The sequence below is a fragment of the Natrinema sp. 1APR25-10V2 genome (assembly GCF_031626495.1).
In the GTDB taxonomy this organism is placed as follows: domain Archaea; phylum Halobacteriota; class Halobacteria; order Halobacteriales; family Natrialbaceae; genus Natrinema.
On record NZ_JAMQOJ010000004.1, the window covers coordinates 465,274 to 480,902 of the forward strand.

The window sequence follows — 15,629 nt, forward strand, 5'->3', positions numbered from 1 at the left end:
CGACACGGAGCCGTTAGCTGGCCGCGGCGGCGTCCCGAATCCGGATCTGGCCGTCGCTTCGGACGCCGATGTCGAGCCCTTCGTAGCTGAACCAGATCAGGTGCGTTCCGTTCGTACCGGCCCGTTGGGCGTGGTCGACCAGGGAGTTGAGCGCGTCCGGATCGACGATGTCGTACAGCGGCGACAGCTCATCCGTCTCGGCCTCGAGAACCGCGGCGACCGCTGTGACGACGGCCTCGCTCGGCTGCTCGTCTGCGGGGTCGAACGTCGTGACGTATCTGTGCTCGCGCGACGCAGGTTCGTCCGGTGAATCGCTCGTGGAGGGCATGCGCTACCGCAGGGGTAGCAGTCCGGTAGCCGCTGCCCTGTTCATATCCTCCTTTTAAACGACGAGAACGAGGCCGTCGAACCGAATCCGCCCCAGACCGGCCAGTCAGTCGCTCTGAATGCGCGGCGCGAGCATGTAAGTGACCTGTCCCTGTCCCTCCGCGAAGCCGAAGTAGATCTTGACGGGGAACTCCTCACCGAGGTCGAGCGTGACCTCGGTATCCTTGGGGATCGCTTTGTTCATGTCCTTGAGATAATCCAGCGAGAACAGCGAGTGCGCGGGGCCGACCTGCAGATCGATCAGATCTTCCTGGGTGAGCTCGAGGTGGACGTCGTCGGTGTCGCCCTCCGCGTTGACGTAGAAGTACTCCTCGGTCTCGTCGACGCCCAGCGCGATGTGGTCGGAGACCATATCGGCGGCCGTCACCGATCGGTTGACGTCTTTCCCTTCGAGGACGACCTCTGCGGGCAGGTCGAGGTCTGGGATGTCGGGCTCCTGGCGGATCGAATCGGGGTCGATGAGCGCGAGCGTGTACTCGAGGCCGTCGATCTGGATGTGGAGCTTGCGGGTCTCCTCGTCTAACTCGAGCTGGACGAGCTGGCCGGACTCGGCCATGCCGGCGATGTCTTCCAGCCGCGAGAGGTCGACGCCGATCAGCCCGCCGTCAGCTTCGTAGGACTCGAACGCAGCCGCATCGAGCGAGAGGTCGACCATCCCGACGTTCGCGGGGTCGACGGCCCGGATCTCCAGTCCGTCTTCCTCGAGGTGGATCTTGCACTCGTCGACCAGCACGCTCACCGAATCGAGCGCGCTGGTGAGCGTTTCGGCGCTCACGATGGCCTTGAACATATAGGTCGCCGTACGGACGGTTGCCATAAAAAGCCACCCTTTACGCGCGAGCGAATGCCGTGTCACTCCAACCCACGAACCGCGTGGCGCCGGTCAGCGGTGAACGACACGTGTCTCCTCCTCGAACCGCTATCTGGCCCGGATGTGTCAAGGGGGTGGACATCGGTTTTCAGTGCCTACTACAACTGAGCGCACTTCTCCACGCCGAGTACCCCGAGTTACTCCTCCAGTTCTCGAAGCTTCTTCTGCACCCGCGCGTAGACTTTCGGGTGGAGATTCATTCCCTCGTCCACGAGATCGTACAGGACGTCGGTCGCCTCGTCGGCCGTCACGTCGCCCTCCTTCGTGCACTTGAGCAACAGCGTCGTCACCCACCAGCACTCGACACCGTGACTCCGGGCGACCTCGATCAACCCCTTGTCGTTGGCGAGGAGGATCGCCTCGTTATCCTCTGCGAGTAGGATCACCGACGCCTCGGTCTCCGCTATCCCCTCCATAGACGCCACCTCGGCGGCTCCGTCCGGCGTTTCGTGAGTGGTCACGTCTTCCAGGAACTCGTCGAGCGCAGCGGTGCCACGCTTGCCCTCGATGAGGACTTCCTCCCGAACATCTGCGGTCGTCCGAATATCGTCGAAGGCGGTCGAGACGAGGTCGAGTCGGCCGACCCAAGCGAGCGGAATCAGCGCGGAGGAATCAACGACGACCATCAGATTCGGTTGAGGTCACGTTCGAGGTCGTCGGTCGTGTACCCGACGTCGATACCCTCCTCGGCGGCGAGGGTCAGCATCTCCACGTACGAGACGTCCGCCAGTTCGGCCGCCTTCCGGAGCGTAATGGAGTGGTCTCGGAGCTGTTCGAGCGCCCGTTCCGTGCGCCAGTCGTCGAGCCCCTGTCGGATCAGTCGTCGGAGCACCTCCGATCGATCTGCACTCATTTCTGCTTCGAGTTCGGCGAGCGCCTCCTCGTCGTCCTCTGGGATACGTGTAGTGACTGTCTTCATCATTACGATCGGGTACGTTACGATACAGGATAGATGTAACGGAAGGGTGTATCGGACGGCGTCGTCGCCCACCACGACCGTACCATCGTCCCTCGATTGCTGTTGTTCATCGGGACAGACGACACGCGTCAAACAGCCGGCGAACTGATCTTCGAGGTGTACGCCGAGCGGGCGGAGTTGGTGTCGTTGTCACCATCCGATGTACCTTTCCGGGTCGACGGCTTCTTCCCTTGTATGAACGCAGATCCATCGGCGATCTCTGGGCTGGACGTAGCACGGCATTTGGTGAGGTAAGCATGGCAGGCAAAGACCACTACTACAACAAGGCCAAGCAGGAGGGCTATCGCTCTCGAGCGGCCTACAAGCTCAAACAGCTCGACGACCTCGAGAACGTCCTCGACCGAGGCGATACGGTCGTCGACCTCGGGGCCGCGCCCGGCGGCTGGCTCGAGGTCGCCGCCGAGGAGGTCGGCCCGCAGGGGCACGTGATCGGCGTCGACTTCCAGCGGATCAAGGACTTCGACGACCACGACAACGTCGAGACGCTCCGCGGGGACATGACCGAGGAGCGGACCCGCGATCGGGTCATCGACGCCGCCGGCGGCTCCGTCGACGCGGTCGTCTCGGACATGGCACCCAACATGTCCGGCGAGTACTCGCTCGATCAGGCCCGCTCGCTCCATCTGGCGCGGCAGGCCTTCGAGACCGCCCTCGAGCTACTCGACAGCGGCGGCGACTTCGTCGTGAAGGTCTTCGAAGGGCCGGACGTCGACGAGTTCCGGGCCGACGTCGAGGAGGAGTTCCAGTACGTCCGTGCGACCTCGCCGAAGGCCAGCCGCGACGAGTCCTCCGAGGTCTACTTCATCGGGAAGGGACGGCTCACTGCGCCGGTACGGCCGGGCGACGAACTCGTGGTCGAGATCGAAGACGTGGGGAGCGAGGGCGACGGCATCGCCTCGGTCGACGGCTACCGGCTGTTCGTTCCGGGAGCCGAGGTCGGCGAGACCGTGACGGTCCGCGTCGAGGACGTGAAACCGAACTTCGGCTTCGCCCAGCGACTCGAGCGGGACTGACCGGTTCTCCTCACTCTTCGTTCTCGAGGCGGTCGTGGCGCTCGTCGATCTCGTCTAGGATGTCCAGCGTCTTGCGGATCGAGGCGCGGATCGCGTCGCTGCGGTTGACGAACTTGCCGTCGTCGCCGACGTGGTCATCGAGGTCCTCGAGGAGCTCCTGCGGGATTTCGACGCTGATCTTTGGCATCGGTTAGGTAGCCGTTCGCACGTCCCTGACTTAAGGGTAGCTGGTCGGACAGTTCCCCGAGCGGGTCTCGAGATACCGACAGCCAGGATGGTGCCCTCAGCGGCGGCGTGTACCCACCGCGTATTCGTCGAGCAGTCGTGACGAAAAACGTCGTGATGTGGCCGTTACGGCCCGTCCGATTCCGCCAGAGTGACGTGTGCCTCGCTGTCTACCGTTACGACGTGTCCGGCGTATTCGAAGACGAGCGTGCCGCGCGACTCTTTGCCTTCGAACAGCGTATCTAACGCCAACGGGTCGATAGCTTCGAACAGCGGCGGACAGTCGACGGGGTCGATATCCATCGCGTTCGCGACGGCTCCGACGATTCGAAGACTGAGTAAGGACTCGTCCGCGAACGTCGCCCGATCGCGCTTCGAAGCGTGATTATTCCCGTTCACTTTTTCACCTCCTCAAATCGAGTACGCGCTCGACGGGGATAGCGTCGCTTCCCAACTAGTGCGTGTCTCGTCGCTCGGTGTTTCACCGCTCCGACTGCGAACCGCGGTCCCGTCGGCCGGGAGGGCGCGAATCGGCGGAACGCGCTATCGACCAGTCGTTTCCGGATCGCGCCGACGCGACCTCCGTCGACTCGTGAAGCGTCGGCGTTCTCACTTCGCCGCGGCGTCCTCGGCGTCGGGTTGCGCCGTCGAGCCCCCGCCACCGCCGAACAGTCGGCCGCCGGCGGTAAGGACGTAGAGGACGGCCAGCCCGATCAGATAGGTGATCGAGATCGGGATGGCAAAGAGCAACATCATGAGGATGCCCTCGGGGCTGAAGAAGGCCGCCAGGGCGAAGATCGCGACGACGACCGGCCGCCAGCGCTCGAGCATCATGCGGTAACTGATGATGCCGCCGACGTGGAACAGCGCCATCGTGACGACGATGTTCAGCAGGAAGCCGATGCCGACGGTCGTGAAGATCACGAGCCAGAAGAAGCTCTTGATCCGGTAGGAGATCTCCATCCCGTTGGTGAGCGCGTCCGAGACCAGATACGAGATGATCGACGGCGCGACCCAGAAGAATCCGAGGTAGGTCCCGACGGCGAAGCCGACGAGCAGGCCGCCGGCCCAGACGACGAACGTCCGCCGGTCGCCGTAGACCAGGCCGCGCTCCTTGGCCGCCGGCCAGGCGTAGAACAGCACTAGCGGGAGGGTGGCGATGAGGCCGACGAGCGCGCTCACCTTCGCTTCGAAGATGAGCACCTCGACCGGGTGCAGGGCGACGACGATGTCCATCTCCTGGACGAGTTCGGCGAGGGGGGCGTTCGGATCGACCTCTCCATCGACGACCTGTACCAGCACGTCGCGAGGAACCCTGTCGAGGAAGAGTCTGAGGATCTTCCCGAGGCCGTCGGAGTAGAGCCAGAAGAAGGTGCTGCCCATGACGATCATGAACAGTCCCACGATGCGGAACACCTTCGAGGTGAGACTGTTGAAGATAAAGGCGATGTCGTAGGCGTAGCCGCCGATGTCGTCCTCGGTCGTCTCGTCCTCGGTGAACGGATCGAGCATCCCGGCGGCGGTGTTCGCGAAGAGGTTCTCGTCACCGCCGGCGGCGCCCCCTGTGCCGCTCGCTGCGGCGTTTGCCGCTCCGCCCGCGGCCGAGCCGCCGCTCTCGGCCCCTTCCTCGAGTGCGTCGAACCGATCGAGGATGGCCTGCGCCTTCTCCCGGTCGTCGTCGTACATCGCCTGCCGGGAGTACTCGAGGGCCTGGTCTTCGCTCATGCTCAGGAAGACCTGCGTCGACACGTCGTCGATGTCCTCGGCCTCGAGCGTCTCCCAGTCGACGTCTTCGTGGGTGTCGGCGCGCCGAATGTCGTCTTCACGCGGATAGACTGGCCCCTGAAGGACTCGGATCGTGTACCCGAGGAGAATGACGAACCCGGCGACGAGGCTGACGATGGTCCCGACCGCAATCGCGCCGGCGAGGCCGTGGGTGTCCGCCGTCGTCTCGAGTCCGAGCGGTTCCGCGGGTCGGATCAGTTCGGGGAACGCGGGGAAGACCGCCTGGTGCAAGTAGTCGAACGCGCCCTGCTCGACGGCGACGGTGGCCGCGGCCGCGATGATAGCCAGAACACCGGCGAACTGGAGGAGGCGACGCTTGACGTGGGCCGTCCCCGACCCCTCGGATTTCGCCGCGCCGCGCCGTCGGGCGTTGGAGACGACCTTGGCCAGCCCGAGGCTGAAGACGTAGAGGACGACCATCGGCGTCGCCCACATGACCTGCGTGAACGGGTCCGGCGGCGAGAAGACGGCCCCGAAGACCACGATCCCGACGACGGCGTGTCGCCACTTGTCGCGGAACGTCTCGTACGGAACGATCTCCGTGTAGGAGAGCACGCCCATGATCAACGGCAGTTGGGCGGCGAGCCCGAACGACAGCGTCAGCAGCGCCATGAACTCGGTGAACTCGGTGATGCCGAAGCTGGGTTTGATCCCGGCGCTGACGGCGTTGCCCGCGAGGAAATCGAACGCGAAGGGGAAGAAGACGTTGTACGCGTAGATGACGCCCAACGAGAACAGCGATAGCGCCATCACCACGAAGCCGGCGATGTACCCCTTCGAGACCGGAACGACGCTGTCGTAGCCGCGCCGACGGATCGATTTCCGCGTGAAAAAGAGCAGGGCGGGGATCGCGACGATGGCACCGGTTATCATCCCGATCTTCGCCTGCAAGAGGATCACCTCGAACGGCGTTCGGGTGATCACGTCGGTCGAGCCGGCGAGATCGCTGCCCATCTGCGACGTCGCGGTCGCCTCGAGGAAGTCCCAGACGACAACGCGAAGCGCGTAAAAGGAGCCGACGAACCCGATGAGGAAGACGATGAACACCTTCTGGAGGTGCTGCTGGACACCCGAGAGGAGCGTGCCGATCGTTTCCCGGCCGCTGTTGATAGTGCGGGCGGTGTCCTCGTCGAGGGCAGAACTCATTGGGTTGGGGTAACTGACATCCAGTTATCAACCTTTCGAGTGGATACGGATGGTGAGGGTCGATCGAACGGCCTTCTCACTCTCTTCGGGTGGTCGTAAGAAAAAGGCCTATAACCGGTGGCCTATCACTAACCCCTAGATGTCGGACGAGCCGGCCGATGGACGCGACGTCGAGGGTCCCGACGAGCCACAGGACACCCCTGACGAGCGACAGCCAGCGCCCGACGACGACGCCGGTCACGATCCTGGTCTCGACGGGCCCGACCACCTTACTGAGGCCGAGCGCGAGGACTTCCCGAACCTCGAGACCGACGGTGAGGGCGTCGTCGGCGACCGACACGACCCCGAGCCGACGTATCCCGACCCCGACGACGACATCGGCGGTATCTCGACGCCGCCGGACGACGAGGAGATGCCGCTGGCCGACCACATCGAGGAGATGGTCCTCCGGCTGGCGGTCGTCCTCCTGTTCGGGGCCGGCGGGACGGCGATCGGCCTGCTGTGGGCGTCCGACGCCATCGAGTTCGTCTGGTTCAACGTCTTCCCCTACGCCGAGGGCGAGGTGCCGCCGCCGCACGTCTACCACCCCCTCGAGCTCTGGCTGACCCGGATCAAGATCTCGTCGCTGCTAGGAATCATGATCGCGCTGCCGGCGTTCGTCTACGAGTGCTATCTGTTCATGCGGCCGGGGCTGTACCCCAACGAGCGCAAGTACTACCTCGCGGCCGTGCCGACGAGCGTCGTGCTGGCGGCGATCGGGATGGTGTTCTCTTACATCCTCGTTCTGCCGGTTCTGTTCAGGTACTTCACCTACTACGCCGAGGAGAGCGCCCAGATCGCGTACGCGCTCGGCGAGACGTTCAACCTGATCATCACCCTGACGGGCTTTCTCGCGATCGTCTTCCAGATTCCGCTCTTTATCATGCTGGCGATCATGATGGGCGTGACGACCCGCCGCTGGCTCGCCCAGAAGCGACTGTACTTCTGGGCGGCGTTCGCCGGACTGGCGTTCATGTTCGCGTTCGATCCGACGGGGATGGCCCCGGTCATCGTCGCGGTCACGATGATCCTGCTGTTCGAAGGGACGCTGCTGATCCTGAAGTGGGTCGGCGTCGACTAGACCGGCTCGAGTCACGGTCCGTCTGCGCTTCCCACGTGTTCTCCCGCGGGCAGGGGTATCGCTCGTCAGCCCGTGGACGTTCGGTCGGTCGTTCCAGCCGGACCACCGCCGCATACTGTCCTTATATTCTCCCTATCCGTTCACATATTGCCGAGCCCGGCCGATTTGACGAAGAAAACCAACGGTTCGTAAACGATCACCGTTTTGTAGTTGCATATGTTCTCCTGAAACGTGAATATCTGAATGATGGTGTGGGAAACCTCTCCGATGGGTGTGATTGTAAATCACATTGCCTCGCTCGCACCGATTCCGTGGGGTGGGAGCCGTGACTGATCTCGTGCCGACCACGTGTATGCGGTGTGCAGTCGGCTGCGGCCACGTCCAGCAGGCCCCCGAGCGAGGCTACGGCCTCGAGACCGTCCGCGGCGACGCCGCCCATCCGGTCAATCAGGGACTGGCCTGTCAGCGCGGCGTCAGCGAGACCGCCGACCCCGACGGCGAGTGGCTGACCCGGCCGCTCGTGCGCAAGGACGGCGATCTCGTCCCGACGACGATGGAGTCGGCCCTCGAGCGCGCCGCGGAGGGACTCGGCACCGCACTCGAAGCCGGCGGCGACGCCGTCGCCGTGCTGGGCAGCGGCCAGCAGACCAACGAGGCGGCCTACGCACTGGGCAAACTCGCCCGCGGTGGCTTCGGGACCCGGTACTACGACGCCAACACGACGCTGTGTATGGCGAGCGCGGTGACGGCCTACTACGACGCCTTCGGCAGCGACGCGCCGCCACCGACGTACGACGACATTCCCGACGCCGAGAGCCACGTCGTCTGGGGAGCGAACCCGGCGGCGGCTCATCCGGTCATGTTTCGCTGGGTCCGCCAATCCGCGGACGACGACGATTCGGAACTGATCGTCGTCGACCCCGTCCACAGCGAGACCGCGGCGGTCGCTGACCACCACGTTCCACTCGAGCCCGGCGGCGACCTCGCGCTCGCCCGGGCGGTCCTCGCTCGCGTCGTCGAGACGGACCGCGTCGACGAGGACTTCGTCGCCGAGGCGACGACCGGCTTCGCCGAACTCCGCGCGGAACTGCCCGACGCCGCCGAGGCCGCCGAGATGGCCGGCGTTTCGATAGCCGACGTCGACAAACTCGCCGCCGCGCTCGAGGATCCCACCCTGCTGTACTGGGGGATGGGGATCAACCAGAGCGTCAACGGAACCGCGGCCGCTGGCGCGCTGATCGATCTCTGTCTCGCGACCGGCAATCTCCGGCCGGGCTCGGGGCCGTTCTCGCTGACCGGCCAGGCCAACTCGATGGGGACCCGCGTCTGTTCCTCGAAGGGTTCCTGGCCCGGTCACCGCCCGTTCGCCGATCCCGACCACCGCCGCGAGGTCGCCGAGACGTGGGACGTTCCCGTCTCGCGGTTCCCCGACGATCCGGGACCGGGACCGGTCGGCATCGTCGACGCGATCGGCGACGAGGTCGAGGCCGTCTACGCCGTCGCGACGAACCCCGTCGCGGGTATGCCGGACGCGACGAGCGTTCGCGAGAAACTCGACGACGCGTTCCTCGTCGTGCAGGATGCCTTCCGCAGCGAGACGGTCGAGTACGCCGACGTCGTCCTCCCCGCCGCGACCTGGGGCGAGTCCGAGGGGACGACGACCAACATGGAACGAACGATCTCGCGGGTCCGCGCCGCCACGGAGACGCCCAGTGGCGTCCGCACGGACCTCGAGCTGATCGACGACCTCGCCGACCGGCTCGTCCCCGACCTGTTCGACGAGCGGCCGGAGCCGGCAGCCGTCTTCGACGAGTTCGCCGCGTTGACCGCCGGCACCCCTGCGGACTGCTCTGGGATCAGCTACGAGCGCCTCGAGGCCGAGCGCGCGGTCCGCTGGCCGGCACCCGAACCGGACGTGTCGGCGGGGTACCGGTACTACGACGCCGAGAGCGCCGATCGCGACGCGGCTGACCGCGAGTCGACCATTGCCGGGCCGACCGACGAATCGTGGTCGTTCCCGACCGGCTCCGGCCGTGCGCGGTTCTCGAGCGGCGAGGCCCGCCCGCTCCCGGAGCCGACCGACGAGTCCTACCCGCTGACGCTGACGACCGCGCGCCGTCCGGACGCGTACAACACCGGCGTGCGAACGCGCGAGGACGAACCGCCGACGGCGCGAGTCAGCCCCGCGACGGCGGCCGCACTCGCGGACGAACTCGAGGGTCCCGCCGACGGTGGGGAGAGCGACGAGGACGCCACCTACGGCCGAGTGGTCTCCCGACGGGCGTCGGTCACCGTCCGCATCGAAACCGACGAGGCGATCCCCGACGGGGTCGTCTGGCTCCCGATTCACCACCCCGACGTCAACGATCTCACGCTGCCCGACGTCGATCCCCGCTCGAACGAACCCAACTTCAAGCAGTGTGCGGTCCGTCTCGAGCCGCCGCGAGAACGGGACGTGGGCGCGGTCGCGGAAGTCAGCGCTTGACCGTCTCTGCCTGCCGATACGACGAGCGACGGCACACCCCTGATTCGCGTGCCGACGTCCGTTCGTTCGTCACGAGGTCTCCCTTCCCTCTCAACTCCTATAGAGTGCGATTATCGACGAAACTGCTGCGAAAAGCGTCAAACCGGCGACGACGTTCTTTCCATCTCGAAACGCGGAGGCATCCAGCAGAACGAACGCAATCACCGTCAGACCCGTGCTCGTCGCCGTTTTCCCTCGTTTGCGGTATACGTAGAGGCCCGAAAACGCCACCACCAGCGACACCAGTAGGAACAGGCCGCTCGCATCTGTGAACGGCTGTCCGAGTGATTCGTTCGCCATCCGGCCTCCATTTCAGCCAACAGATCAATCTATCTATCGCTTCTTCCGTGAAACCATCCGGTTTCGGCCGTCGCTCGAGCCACTTTCGCCTCGAGCGTGTTTGTATTCGCTAGTTCTCCACCCTCTCACGAGCGACATACGTCCTAATATAGATCATATCTCATTGGAGATGCCACGCCTGAGTCCGAACGCGGAGAAAAAACAGATGATTGTCAACGATTACTGTTAAATAGTTTAGAACCATGTCCATGAAACGTGAATTACGACATGTTTGGAGAGGGAAATCGGATATTGGAGTCCGATCGTTCGGTCGGAGGGGTAAGCGACGATGGCGCATAAGAAAGAGGAACTCAAGGAGGGCTGTTACGGCGACGACGTCCGCAAGCACCTCCTCGAGTTCGCGGAAAACGGCGGCTACGAGGCGATTCCCGAGGACGAACGCGAGAAGTGGTTCACCCGGTTCAAGTTCTGGGGGCTGTTCCACCAGCGCTCGGGCCAGGAATCGTACTTCATGATGCGGTTGACCAACGCCAGCGGCATCCTCGAGCCAGACCAGTTACGGACCATCGGCGAGGTCGCTCGCGACTACGCCAAGGGCCCCGTCGAGAACCCAGAGTTCGGCAACGGCTGGATCGATCTGACGACCCGTCAATCGGTCCAACTGCACTGGATCAAACTCGAGGACGTCCCCGAGATCTGGGAGCAACTCGAGTCGGTCGGCGTCCACTCGCGCTCGTCTGGCGGCGACACGATGCGTAACATCTCGGGCTGTCCGCTCCACGGGAAAGCCGAGGAGTTCGTCGAGTCCGGGCCCCTGCTCGAGCGCTTCGAAGAGGAACTGCGAAAAGACGACGCGCTGGCGAACATGCCCCGGAAGTTCAACATCAGCGTCTCGGGCTGTACGGTCGGCTGCGCCCAGGACTCGATCAACGACATCGGGTTCGAGCCGGCGACCAAGGAGCTAGACGGCGAGGAAGTCCGCGGATTCAACGTGCGTATCGGCGGCGGGCTCGGCGGTCGCCAGCCCCGCGCGGCGACCCCGCTGGACGTCTTCGTCCGGCCCGAGAACGCATACGAGGTCGGCCGTGGTTTCGTCGAACTCTACCACGACTACGGGAACCGTCAGAACCGCTCGAAGAACCGTGCGCGGTTCTTCGCCGAGGACTGGGGCATGGAGAAGATCCGCGAGACCCTGCAGGACGAGTACGTCGACTTCGAGATGCACACGGCGGGCGAGGATTTCCGGTCGAAGTACACCTACAACGCCGGCCGCCCCGTCGAGGACGGCCAGCACGATCACGTCGGCGTCGGCGATCAGAAAGACGGTCGGAACTACGTCGGCCTGAGCGTCCCGGTCGGCCGCCTGCCCGCCGAAGACGCGATCGAGCTGGCCGACCACGCCGACGAGTACGGCTCGGGCGAGGTTCGGCTCACCCGCCGCCAGAACCCCGTTATCGTCGACGTCGGCGACGACGACCTCGAGGACCTGCTCGCCGAGCCGGTACTCGAGGAGTACCCGCCGGAACCGAGCCCGTTCGAGCGCGGCGCGATGGCCTGCACCGGCACCGAGTTCTGCTCGATCGCGCTGACCGAGACGAAAGGGCGGATGGCGCGCATGCTGCGCTGGCTCAACAGGAACGTCGAACTGCCCGACGACGTGGGGAAGATCAAGATGCATTATTCGGGCTGTACGGCCGACTGCGGGCAGGCGATGACCGCCGACATCGGCTTACAGGGGATGCGCGCCCGGAAGAACGGCGAGATGGTCGAGGCCTTCGACATCGGCGTCGGCGGCGGCGTCGGCGAGAACCCGTCGTTCATCGACTGGATCCAGCAGCGCGTCCCGGCCGACGAGGCTCCCGGCGCGATCCGAAGCTTGCTCGAGGCCTACGCGGCCCATCGTGCGGACGGGCAGACGTTCCGCCAGTGGGTCGAGGCGACGGCCGAAGAACAGCTCGTCGAGTTCTGTGAGCCCGAGGAGACGGACTTCGACGCGCCGTACATGGACGACGCCAAGCAGTCGTGGTACCCGTTCGCGGAGAGCGAGTCCGCGGCGGCCGCGACGGGCGAGGAATCCGCGGCTCCGTCGGACGACTGAGTCGAGTCGACCCGCTCGTCGGCAGGTCGGCCGATTACCCGCGCACTACTTATCAACTCGCGGAACGTACAGTCGCCTATGCCGGAAGAAGTACTCTTCAAATCCGAGAGCGAGCACAGCCGATCCGAGATCGCGTCGCTGCTCCGACGCGTCGCGGACAATCTGGACGACGGCGAGGCGATCACCCTCAAATCCGGCTCCGAATCGGTGACGCTCGAGCCGCCTGCGCGCCCCACCTTCGAAGTCAAAGCCGAGCGCGAGGGGCCGACGGACGCGCCCGGCGAACTCAGCGTCGAGTTCGAACTCGAGTGGGACGAGGCCGGCGGGGACGGCGGCGACGGCGGGAGTCTGGAAATCGAGTGAGTCAGCGGTGGTCGCGGGTCCGTTCGTAGGCGTAGTCGAGCGCGTCCTCGAGCGAGCCCGGACCGTCGTAGCTGGCCGAAAAGAGGTCCATGAACTCGGTGGCGATCCGCTCACAGCGTTCGAACGTCAGGACGGTTCTGACCGGCATCGTCTCGGAGAGATCCAGCCCGGGATAACTCGTCGCCGTCAGCGTGTACCCCGGGTGATCCTCGCCGTCGAGCGAGGCCGGGGCGACCTTCAGCCGGAGATCGCCCGACTCGTGTACGTACGTTCGATACTCCATCTCCCGGTCCGTGTTCGCCGGGGTGTAGGTCCGACACTCTTCGGTGTTCCACTCGAGCGGCACGTCGGCGTCCATCGGTCACTGATACCAACCCAAGCGCTACGTTCGTATCGCAATGCGCAATATTACCGGACGATGGTGCAGAAATACGAACAACGACAAATCCGCTCCACGAAATGCGATTATATTTTCCATGAACAGTCACCGAAAGGCGTGAAACGCGGACGAACGGCGAATACTGTTCCGAATGGCGGGTAGGTCTTCGCTCACGCCGTCGATCGCCGCTGATTCTTCGGCTCAGCCGTCGCTCGAGGATTCGACGTTCGGTGGCCGCGAGTCGAGCGAACGAGCGGGCCGACGACCGACCCAACGGGGAGGGAGGAGGCTTTTGATCGAAACTGAGCGGGATCGAAGATCCCGCGAGGTCCAAAAGAGCGCTTCGCGCTCTTTTGAAGATTTTGCCGAGGGCCGCCGAAGGCGGCCCGCAGAGCAAAATTTCGTTGTTAGTCGTCGCTCGAGGACTCGGCGTTGTCTGTCGCACTCTCGGGGCTGACGCTGCCGGTCCGGTAGCCGTGGAGGTCGAGCGTGACGTGGTCGAAACCGAGTTTCGAGAGTTCGTCCCGGACCGTCTCGACGAACTCGCGTTCCAGCGCGCGCTCCAGTTCGTCGGGCGAGACCTCGATGCGGGCGAGGCCGTCGTGGTCGCGGACGCGGAACTGGTCGAACCCCCACTGGCGCAGCAGGGCCTCGGCGCGCTCGATTCGGCCGAGTCGATCTTCGGTGACCTCGAGGCCGGTCGGGATCCGCGAGGAGAGGCAGGCCATCGAGGGTTTGTCGGCGACCGAGAGGTCGTAGTGCTCGGCGATCGCCCTGACCTCCGCTTTCGTGATGTCGTGGGCCAACAGCGGCGAGTGAACGTCCAGTTCGTCGACCGCCTGCAGGCCGGGCCGGTGGCCTGCGCCCGGATCGTCGGCGTTGGTTCCGTCACAGACCGTGCTAATTCCGAGGTTGCGGGCGGTCTCTCTCATCTCGCCGAGCCGCATCGTCCGGCAGTGGTAGCAGCGATCGTCGTCGTTCTCGACGAACGCGTCGCTCTCGAGTTCGGAGAAGGAGACGATTTCGTGACGGATCCCGATCTCGCTCGCGACCCGCCTGGCGTCCTCGAGTTCGGCTTCGGGCAGGGTCTCGCTCTTCGCGGTGCAGGCGACCGCGTCGTCGCCGAGCGCGTCGTGGGCGAGCGCGGCCACGGCGCTCGAGTCGACCCCGCCGGAGAAGGCGACGAGGACTCCGTCGCGGGCCGCCAGATCGTCGCGGGCGGCCTCGAGTTTCGCCTCGACCGTTGTCATGGCCCGTGGTTCGAACCGGACGGGCAAAAGCACGTTGCGTCGCGTCGTCGCCGATCTTCGCCCGTCCGTCGGCGGCTTCCGTACCGTCGGCTCGTTACTCCCGTGGCCGGATGACCAGTTTCCCGACCAGGTCCCGGGCCTCCATATCACGGACCGCAGACGCGGTCTCCGCGAGCGAGTACTGCTCCCCGACGACCGGCTCGAGACGGCCGTCGGCGACGAAGCCGACGAGGCGCTCGAGGTCGGACTGGGTGCCGAGCGTGCTGCCGAGGATGCGCTTGTGCCCGAAGTAGAGGTCGCGTGCGTCGAACTCGGGGTACTGGCCGGCCGTCCGGCCGCAGATGACCATCGCGCCGTCCGTCCGCAGGACCGCCGCGCCGACGCGGGTGTAGGGGCCGCCGAGGTGGTTGATCGTCGCGTCGACGTCGCCGATCTCTTCGACGGCCGCCCGCATCTCGTCGGGGTCGGCGGTGTGGATCGCGTGGTCGAGTCCCTCGCGTTCGACGCGCTCGAGCTTCGCCGCGGACGACGAGGTGCCGATCGTTTCGGCTCCCATGAGGTCGGCGAGCTGTACCGCAGCGATACCGACGCCGCCGGTCGCGCCGGGGACGAAGACGCGATCGCCCGCCGACACGTCGCCGCGCTGGAGCATCCGGTAGGCGGTCACGTAGGCGATGGGAAGCGCGGCGGCATCGACGGCTGAGACCGAGTCTGGCAGGTGAACGAGTCGGCTCGCGTCGACGAGCGCCCGTTCGGCGAACGCGCCGTCGTAGCTGTCGTAGTTCTCGCACCTGTTCTCGGGGCCATCCCGACATGGCCGACACTCGCCGCAGGTCAGGAGCGGGCAGAGGACGACGCGGTCCCCCTCGGCGACGTTCGAGACGCCGTCGCCGGTCTCCGCGACGGTGCCGGCGAGGTCCCCGCCCGGGACGAACGGCAGGTCCGCCTCCGAAAGCCGACCGTCCTCGAGCTTCCAGAGATCGCGGTGGTTGAGCGAGGCTGCCTCGACGCGGACGACGGCCTCGCCGCGTCCGGGCGTCGGATCGGGACGGTGCGCCACGTCGATCGCGGACGGCTCCTCGAGACTGGTCGCGGCTGCGACGCGCATACGCCGGCTATCGCAGTACGCGATCATAGCTCTGATCCTCGCGGCTGGCTCGAGCGCGATTGCGCCGCTGGCTTGCCGTCA

The 15,629-nt window shown here is 65.3% G+C and carries 16 protein-coding genes; 5 read left to right on the forward strand and 11 right to left on the reverse strand.

Annotated elements, in window-relative coordinates:
- Positions 1-13 precede the first annotated feature (13 nt).
- From NDO75_RS15265 to NDO75_RS15280, 4 genes are all read right to left on the reverse strand, one after another.
- Positions 14-328, reverse strand: coding sequence for a HalOD1 output domain-containing protein (locus NDO75_RS15265; RefSeq protein ID WP_310907403.1), 315 nt, complete (start codon positions 326-328; stop codon positions 14-16).
- A gap of 105 nt (positions 329-433) precedes the next feature.
- Complete coding sequence (locus NDO75_RS15270; protein WP_310907544.1) at positions 434-1,177, reverse strand: DNA polymerase sliding clamp; 744 nt, start codon at positions 1,175-1,177, stop codon at positions 434-436.
- Positions 1,178-1,395: 218 nt separating this feature from the next.
- Complete coding sequence (locus NDO75_RS15275; RefSeq protein WP_310907405.1) at positions 1,396-1,884, reverse strand: hypothetical protein; 489 nt, start codon at positions 1,882-1,884, stop codon at positions 1,396-1,398.
- Complete coding sequence (locus tag NDO75_RS15280) at positions 1,884-2,180, reverse strand: UPF0175 family protein (RefSeq protein ID WP_310907407.1); 297 nt, start codon at positions 2,178-2,180, stop codon at positions 1,884-1,886. The genes NDO75_RS15275 and NDO75_RS15280 overlap by 1 nt, the downstream gene beginning before the upstream one ends.
- Positions 2,181-2,473: 293 nt before the next feature.
- Here NDO75_RS15280 and NDO75_RS15285 point away from each other — a divergent pair, with 293 nt between their 5' ends.
- The gene (locus NDO75_RS15285; protein WP_310907409.1) at positions 2,474-3,250 is read left to right on the forward strand and encodes a 23S rRNA (uridine(2552)-2'-O)-methyltransferase; all 777 of its coding nucleotides are present in this window, start codon (positions 2,474-2,476) and stop codon (positions 3,248-3,250) included.
- Positions 3,251-3,260: 10 nt separating this feature from the next.
- Here NDO75_RS15285 and NDO75_RS15290 read toward each other — a convergent pair whose 3' ends face one another.
- The 3 genes from NDO75_RS15290 to NDO75_RS15300 form a co-directional block, all read right to left on the reverse strand.
- Positions 3,261-3,437: a ribbon-helix-helix protein, CopG family gene (locus NDO75_RS15290; RefSeq protein WP_310907410.1), complete on the reverse strand. Its 177-nt coding sequence runs from the start codon at positions 3,435-3,437 to the stop codon at positions 3,261-3,263.
- A 164-nt stretch (positions 3,438-3,601) separates the two neighbouring features.
- On the reverse strand, positions 3,602-3,874 hold the full coding sequence (locus tag NDO75_RS15295; RefSeq protein ID WP_310907411.1) for a HalOD1 output domain-containing protein: 273 nt from the start codon (positions 3,872-3,874) through the stop codon (positions 3,602-3,604).
- A 210-nt stretch (positions 3,875-4,084) separates the two neighbouring features.
- Positions 4,085-6,406: a twin-arginine translocase subunit TatC gene (locus NDO75_RS15300; RefSeq protein ID WP_310907413.1), complete on the reverse strand. Its 2,322-nt coding sequence runs from the start codon at positions 6,404-6,406 to the stop codon at positions 4,085-4,087.
- A gap of 139 nt (positions 6,407-6,545) precedes the next feature.
- On the opposite strand from NDO75_RS15300, the gene NDO75_RS15305 reads away from it, so the two are divergent.
- Both NDO75_RS15305 and nasA read left to right on the forward strand, forming a co-directional pair.
- Entirely contained in the window at positions 6,546-7,526 is a 981-nt protein-coding gene (locus NDO75_RS15305; RefSeq protein WP_310907414.1) for a twin-arginine translocase subunit TatC, read from the forward strand.
- Between the two features lie 352 nt (positions 7,527-7,878).
- The gene (gene nasA / locus NDO75_RS15310; protein WP_310907545.1) at positions 7,879-10,011 is read left to right on the forward strand and encodes an assimilatory nitrate reductase NasA; all 2,133 of its coding nucleotides are present in this window, start codon (positions 7,879-7,881) and stop codon (positions 10,009-10,011) included.
- A 90-nt stretch (positions 10,012-10,101) separates the two neighbouring features.
- On the opposite strand, the gene NDO75_RS15315 is transcribed toward nasA, so the two are convergent.
- A complete protein-coding gene (locus NDO75_RS15315; RefSeq protein WP_310907416.1) occupies positions 10,102-10,350 on the reverse strand; it encodes a hypothetical protein in 249 nt (82 codons plus the stop codon).
- 328 nt (positions 10,351-10,678) lie between these two features.
- Here NDO75_RS15315 and NDO75_RS15320 point away from each other — a divergent pair, with 328 nt between their 5' ends.
- Together NDO75_RS15320 and NDO75_RS15325 are read left to right on the forward strand one after the other, a co-directional pair.
- Positions 10,679-12,448 carry a ferredoxin--nitrite reductase gene (locus tag NDO75_RS15320; RefSeq protein WP_310907417.1) on the forward strand — a complete coding sequence of 590 codons (1,770 nt, stop codon included), beginning with the start codon at positions 10,679-10,681 and terminating at the stop codon, positions 12,446-12,448.
- Positions 12,449-12,526: 78 nt separating this feature from the next.
- On the forward strand, positions 12,527-12,811 hold the full coding sequence (locus tag NDO75_RS15325; protein WP_310907419.1) for an amphi-Trp domain-containing protein: 285 nt from the start codon (positions 12,527-12,529) through the stop codon (positions 12,809-12,811).
- 1 nt (position 12,812) lies between these two features.
- On the opposite strand, the gene NDO75_RS15330 is transcribed toward NDO75_RS15325, so the two are convergent.
- The 3 genes from NDO75_RS15330 to NDO75_RS15340 all read right to left on the reverse strand — a co-directional run bounded on the left by NDO75_RS15330 (position 12,813) and on the right by NDO75_RS15340 (position 15,548).
- A complete protein-coding gene (locus NDO75_RS15330) occupies positions 12,813-13,169 on the reverse strand; it encodes a hypothetical protein (RefSeq protein ID WP_310907421.1) in 357 nt (118 codons plus the stop codon).
- Between the two features lie 428 nt (positions 13,170-13,597).
- Positions 13,598-14,440: an ATP-dependent sacrificial sulfur transferase LarE gene (larE, locus tag NDO75_RS15335; RefSeq protein ID WP_310907423.1), complete on the reverse strand. Its 843-nt coding sequence runs from the start codon at positions 14,438-14,440 to the stop codon at positions 13,598-13,600.
- A 94-nt stretch (positions 14,441-14,534) separates the two neighbouring features.
- Positions 14,535-15,548 (reverse strand): alcohol dehydrogenase catalytic domain-containing protein, encoded by a 1,014-nt coding sequence (locus tag NDO75_RS15340; RefSeq protein WP_310907424.1) that lies wholly within the window; start codon positions 15,546-15,548, stop codon positions 14,535-14,537.
- Between the last annotated feature and the right edge of the window lie 81 nt (positions 15,549-15,629).

What these genes read in the sequence shown, in the direction of transcription:
- NDO75_RS15265 (WP_310907403.1), bottom strand. Translation starts at nt 328, where the DNA reads ATGCCCTCCACGAGCGATTCACCGGACGAACCTGCGTCGCGCGAGCAC.
- NDO75_RS15270 (WP_310907544.1), bottom strand. Translation starts at nt 1,177, where the DNA reads ATGTTCAAGGCCATCGTGAGCGCCGAAACGCTCACCAGCGCGCTCGAT.
- NDO75_RS15275 (WP_310907405.1), bottom strand. Translation starts at nt 1,884, where the DNA reads ATGGTCGTCGTTGATTCCTCCGCGCTGATTCCGCTCGCTTGGGTCGGC.
- NDO75_RS15280 (WP_310907407.1), bottom strand. Translation starts at nt 2,180, where the DNA reads ATGATGAAGACAGTCACTACACGTATCCCAGAGGACGACGAGGAGGCG.
- NDO75_RS15285 (WP_310907409.1), top strand. Translation starts at nt 2,474, where the DNA reads ATGGCAGGCAAAGACCACTACTACAACAAGGCCAAGCAGGAGGGCTAT.
- NDO75_RS15290 (WP_310907410.1), bottom strand. Translation starts at nt 3,437, where the DNA reads ATGCCAAAGATCAGCGTCGAAATCCCGCAGGAGCTCCTCGAGGACCTC.
- NDO75_RS15300 (WP_310907413.1), bottom strand. Translation starts at nt 6,406, where the DNA reads ATGAGTTCTGCCCTCGACGAGGACACCGCCCGCACTATCAACAGCGGC.
- NDO75_RS15305 (WP_310907414.1), top strand. Translation starts at nt 6,546, where the DNA reads ATGTCGGACGAGCCGGCCGATGGACGCGACGTCGAGGGTCCCGACGAG.
- nasA (WP_310907545.1), top strand. Translation starts at nt 7,879, where the DNA reads ATGCGGTGTGCAGTCGGCTGCGGCCACGTCCAGCAGGCCCCCGAGCGA.
- NDO75_RS15315 (WP_310907416.1), bottom strand. Translation starts at nt 10,350, where the DNA reads ATGGCGAACGAATCACTCGGACAGCCGTTCACAGATGCGAGCGGCCTG.
- NDO75_RS15320 (WP_310907417.1), top strand. Translation starts at nt 10,679, where the DNA reads ATGGCGCATAAGAAAGAGGAACTCAAGGAGGGCTGTTACGGCGACGAC.
- NDO75_RS15325 (WP_310907419.1), top strand. Translation starts at nt 12,527, where the DNA reads ATGCCGGAAGAAGTACTCTTCAAATCCGAGAGCGAGCACAGCCGATCC.
- NDO75_RS15330 (WP_310907421.1), bottom strand. Translation starts at nt 13,169, where the DNA reads ATGGACGCCGACGTGCCGCTCGAGTGGAACACCGAAGAGTGTCGGACC.
- larE (WP_310907423.1), bottom strand. Translation starts at nt 14,440, where the DNA reads ATGACAACGGTCGAGGCGAAACTCGAGGCCGCCCGCGACGATCTGGCG.
- NDO75_RS15340 (WP_310907424.1), bottom strand. Translation starts at nt 15,548, where the DNA reads ATGCGCGTCGCAGCCGCGACCAGTCTCGAGGAGCCGTCCGCGATCGAC.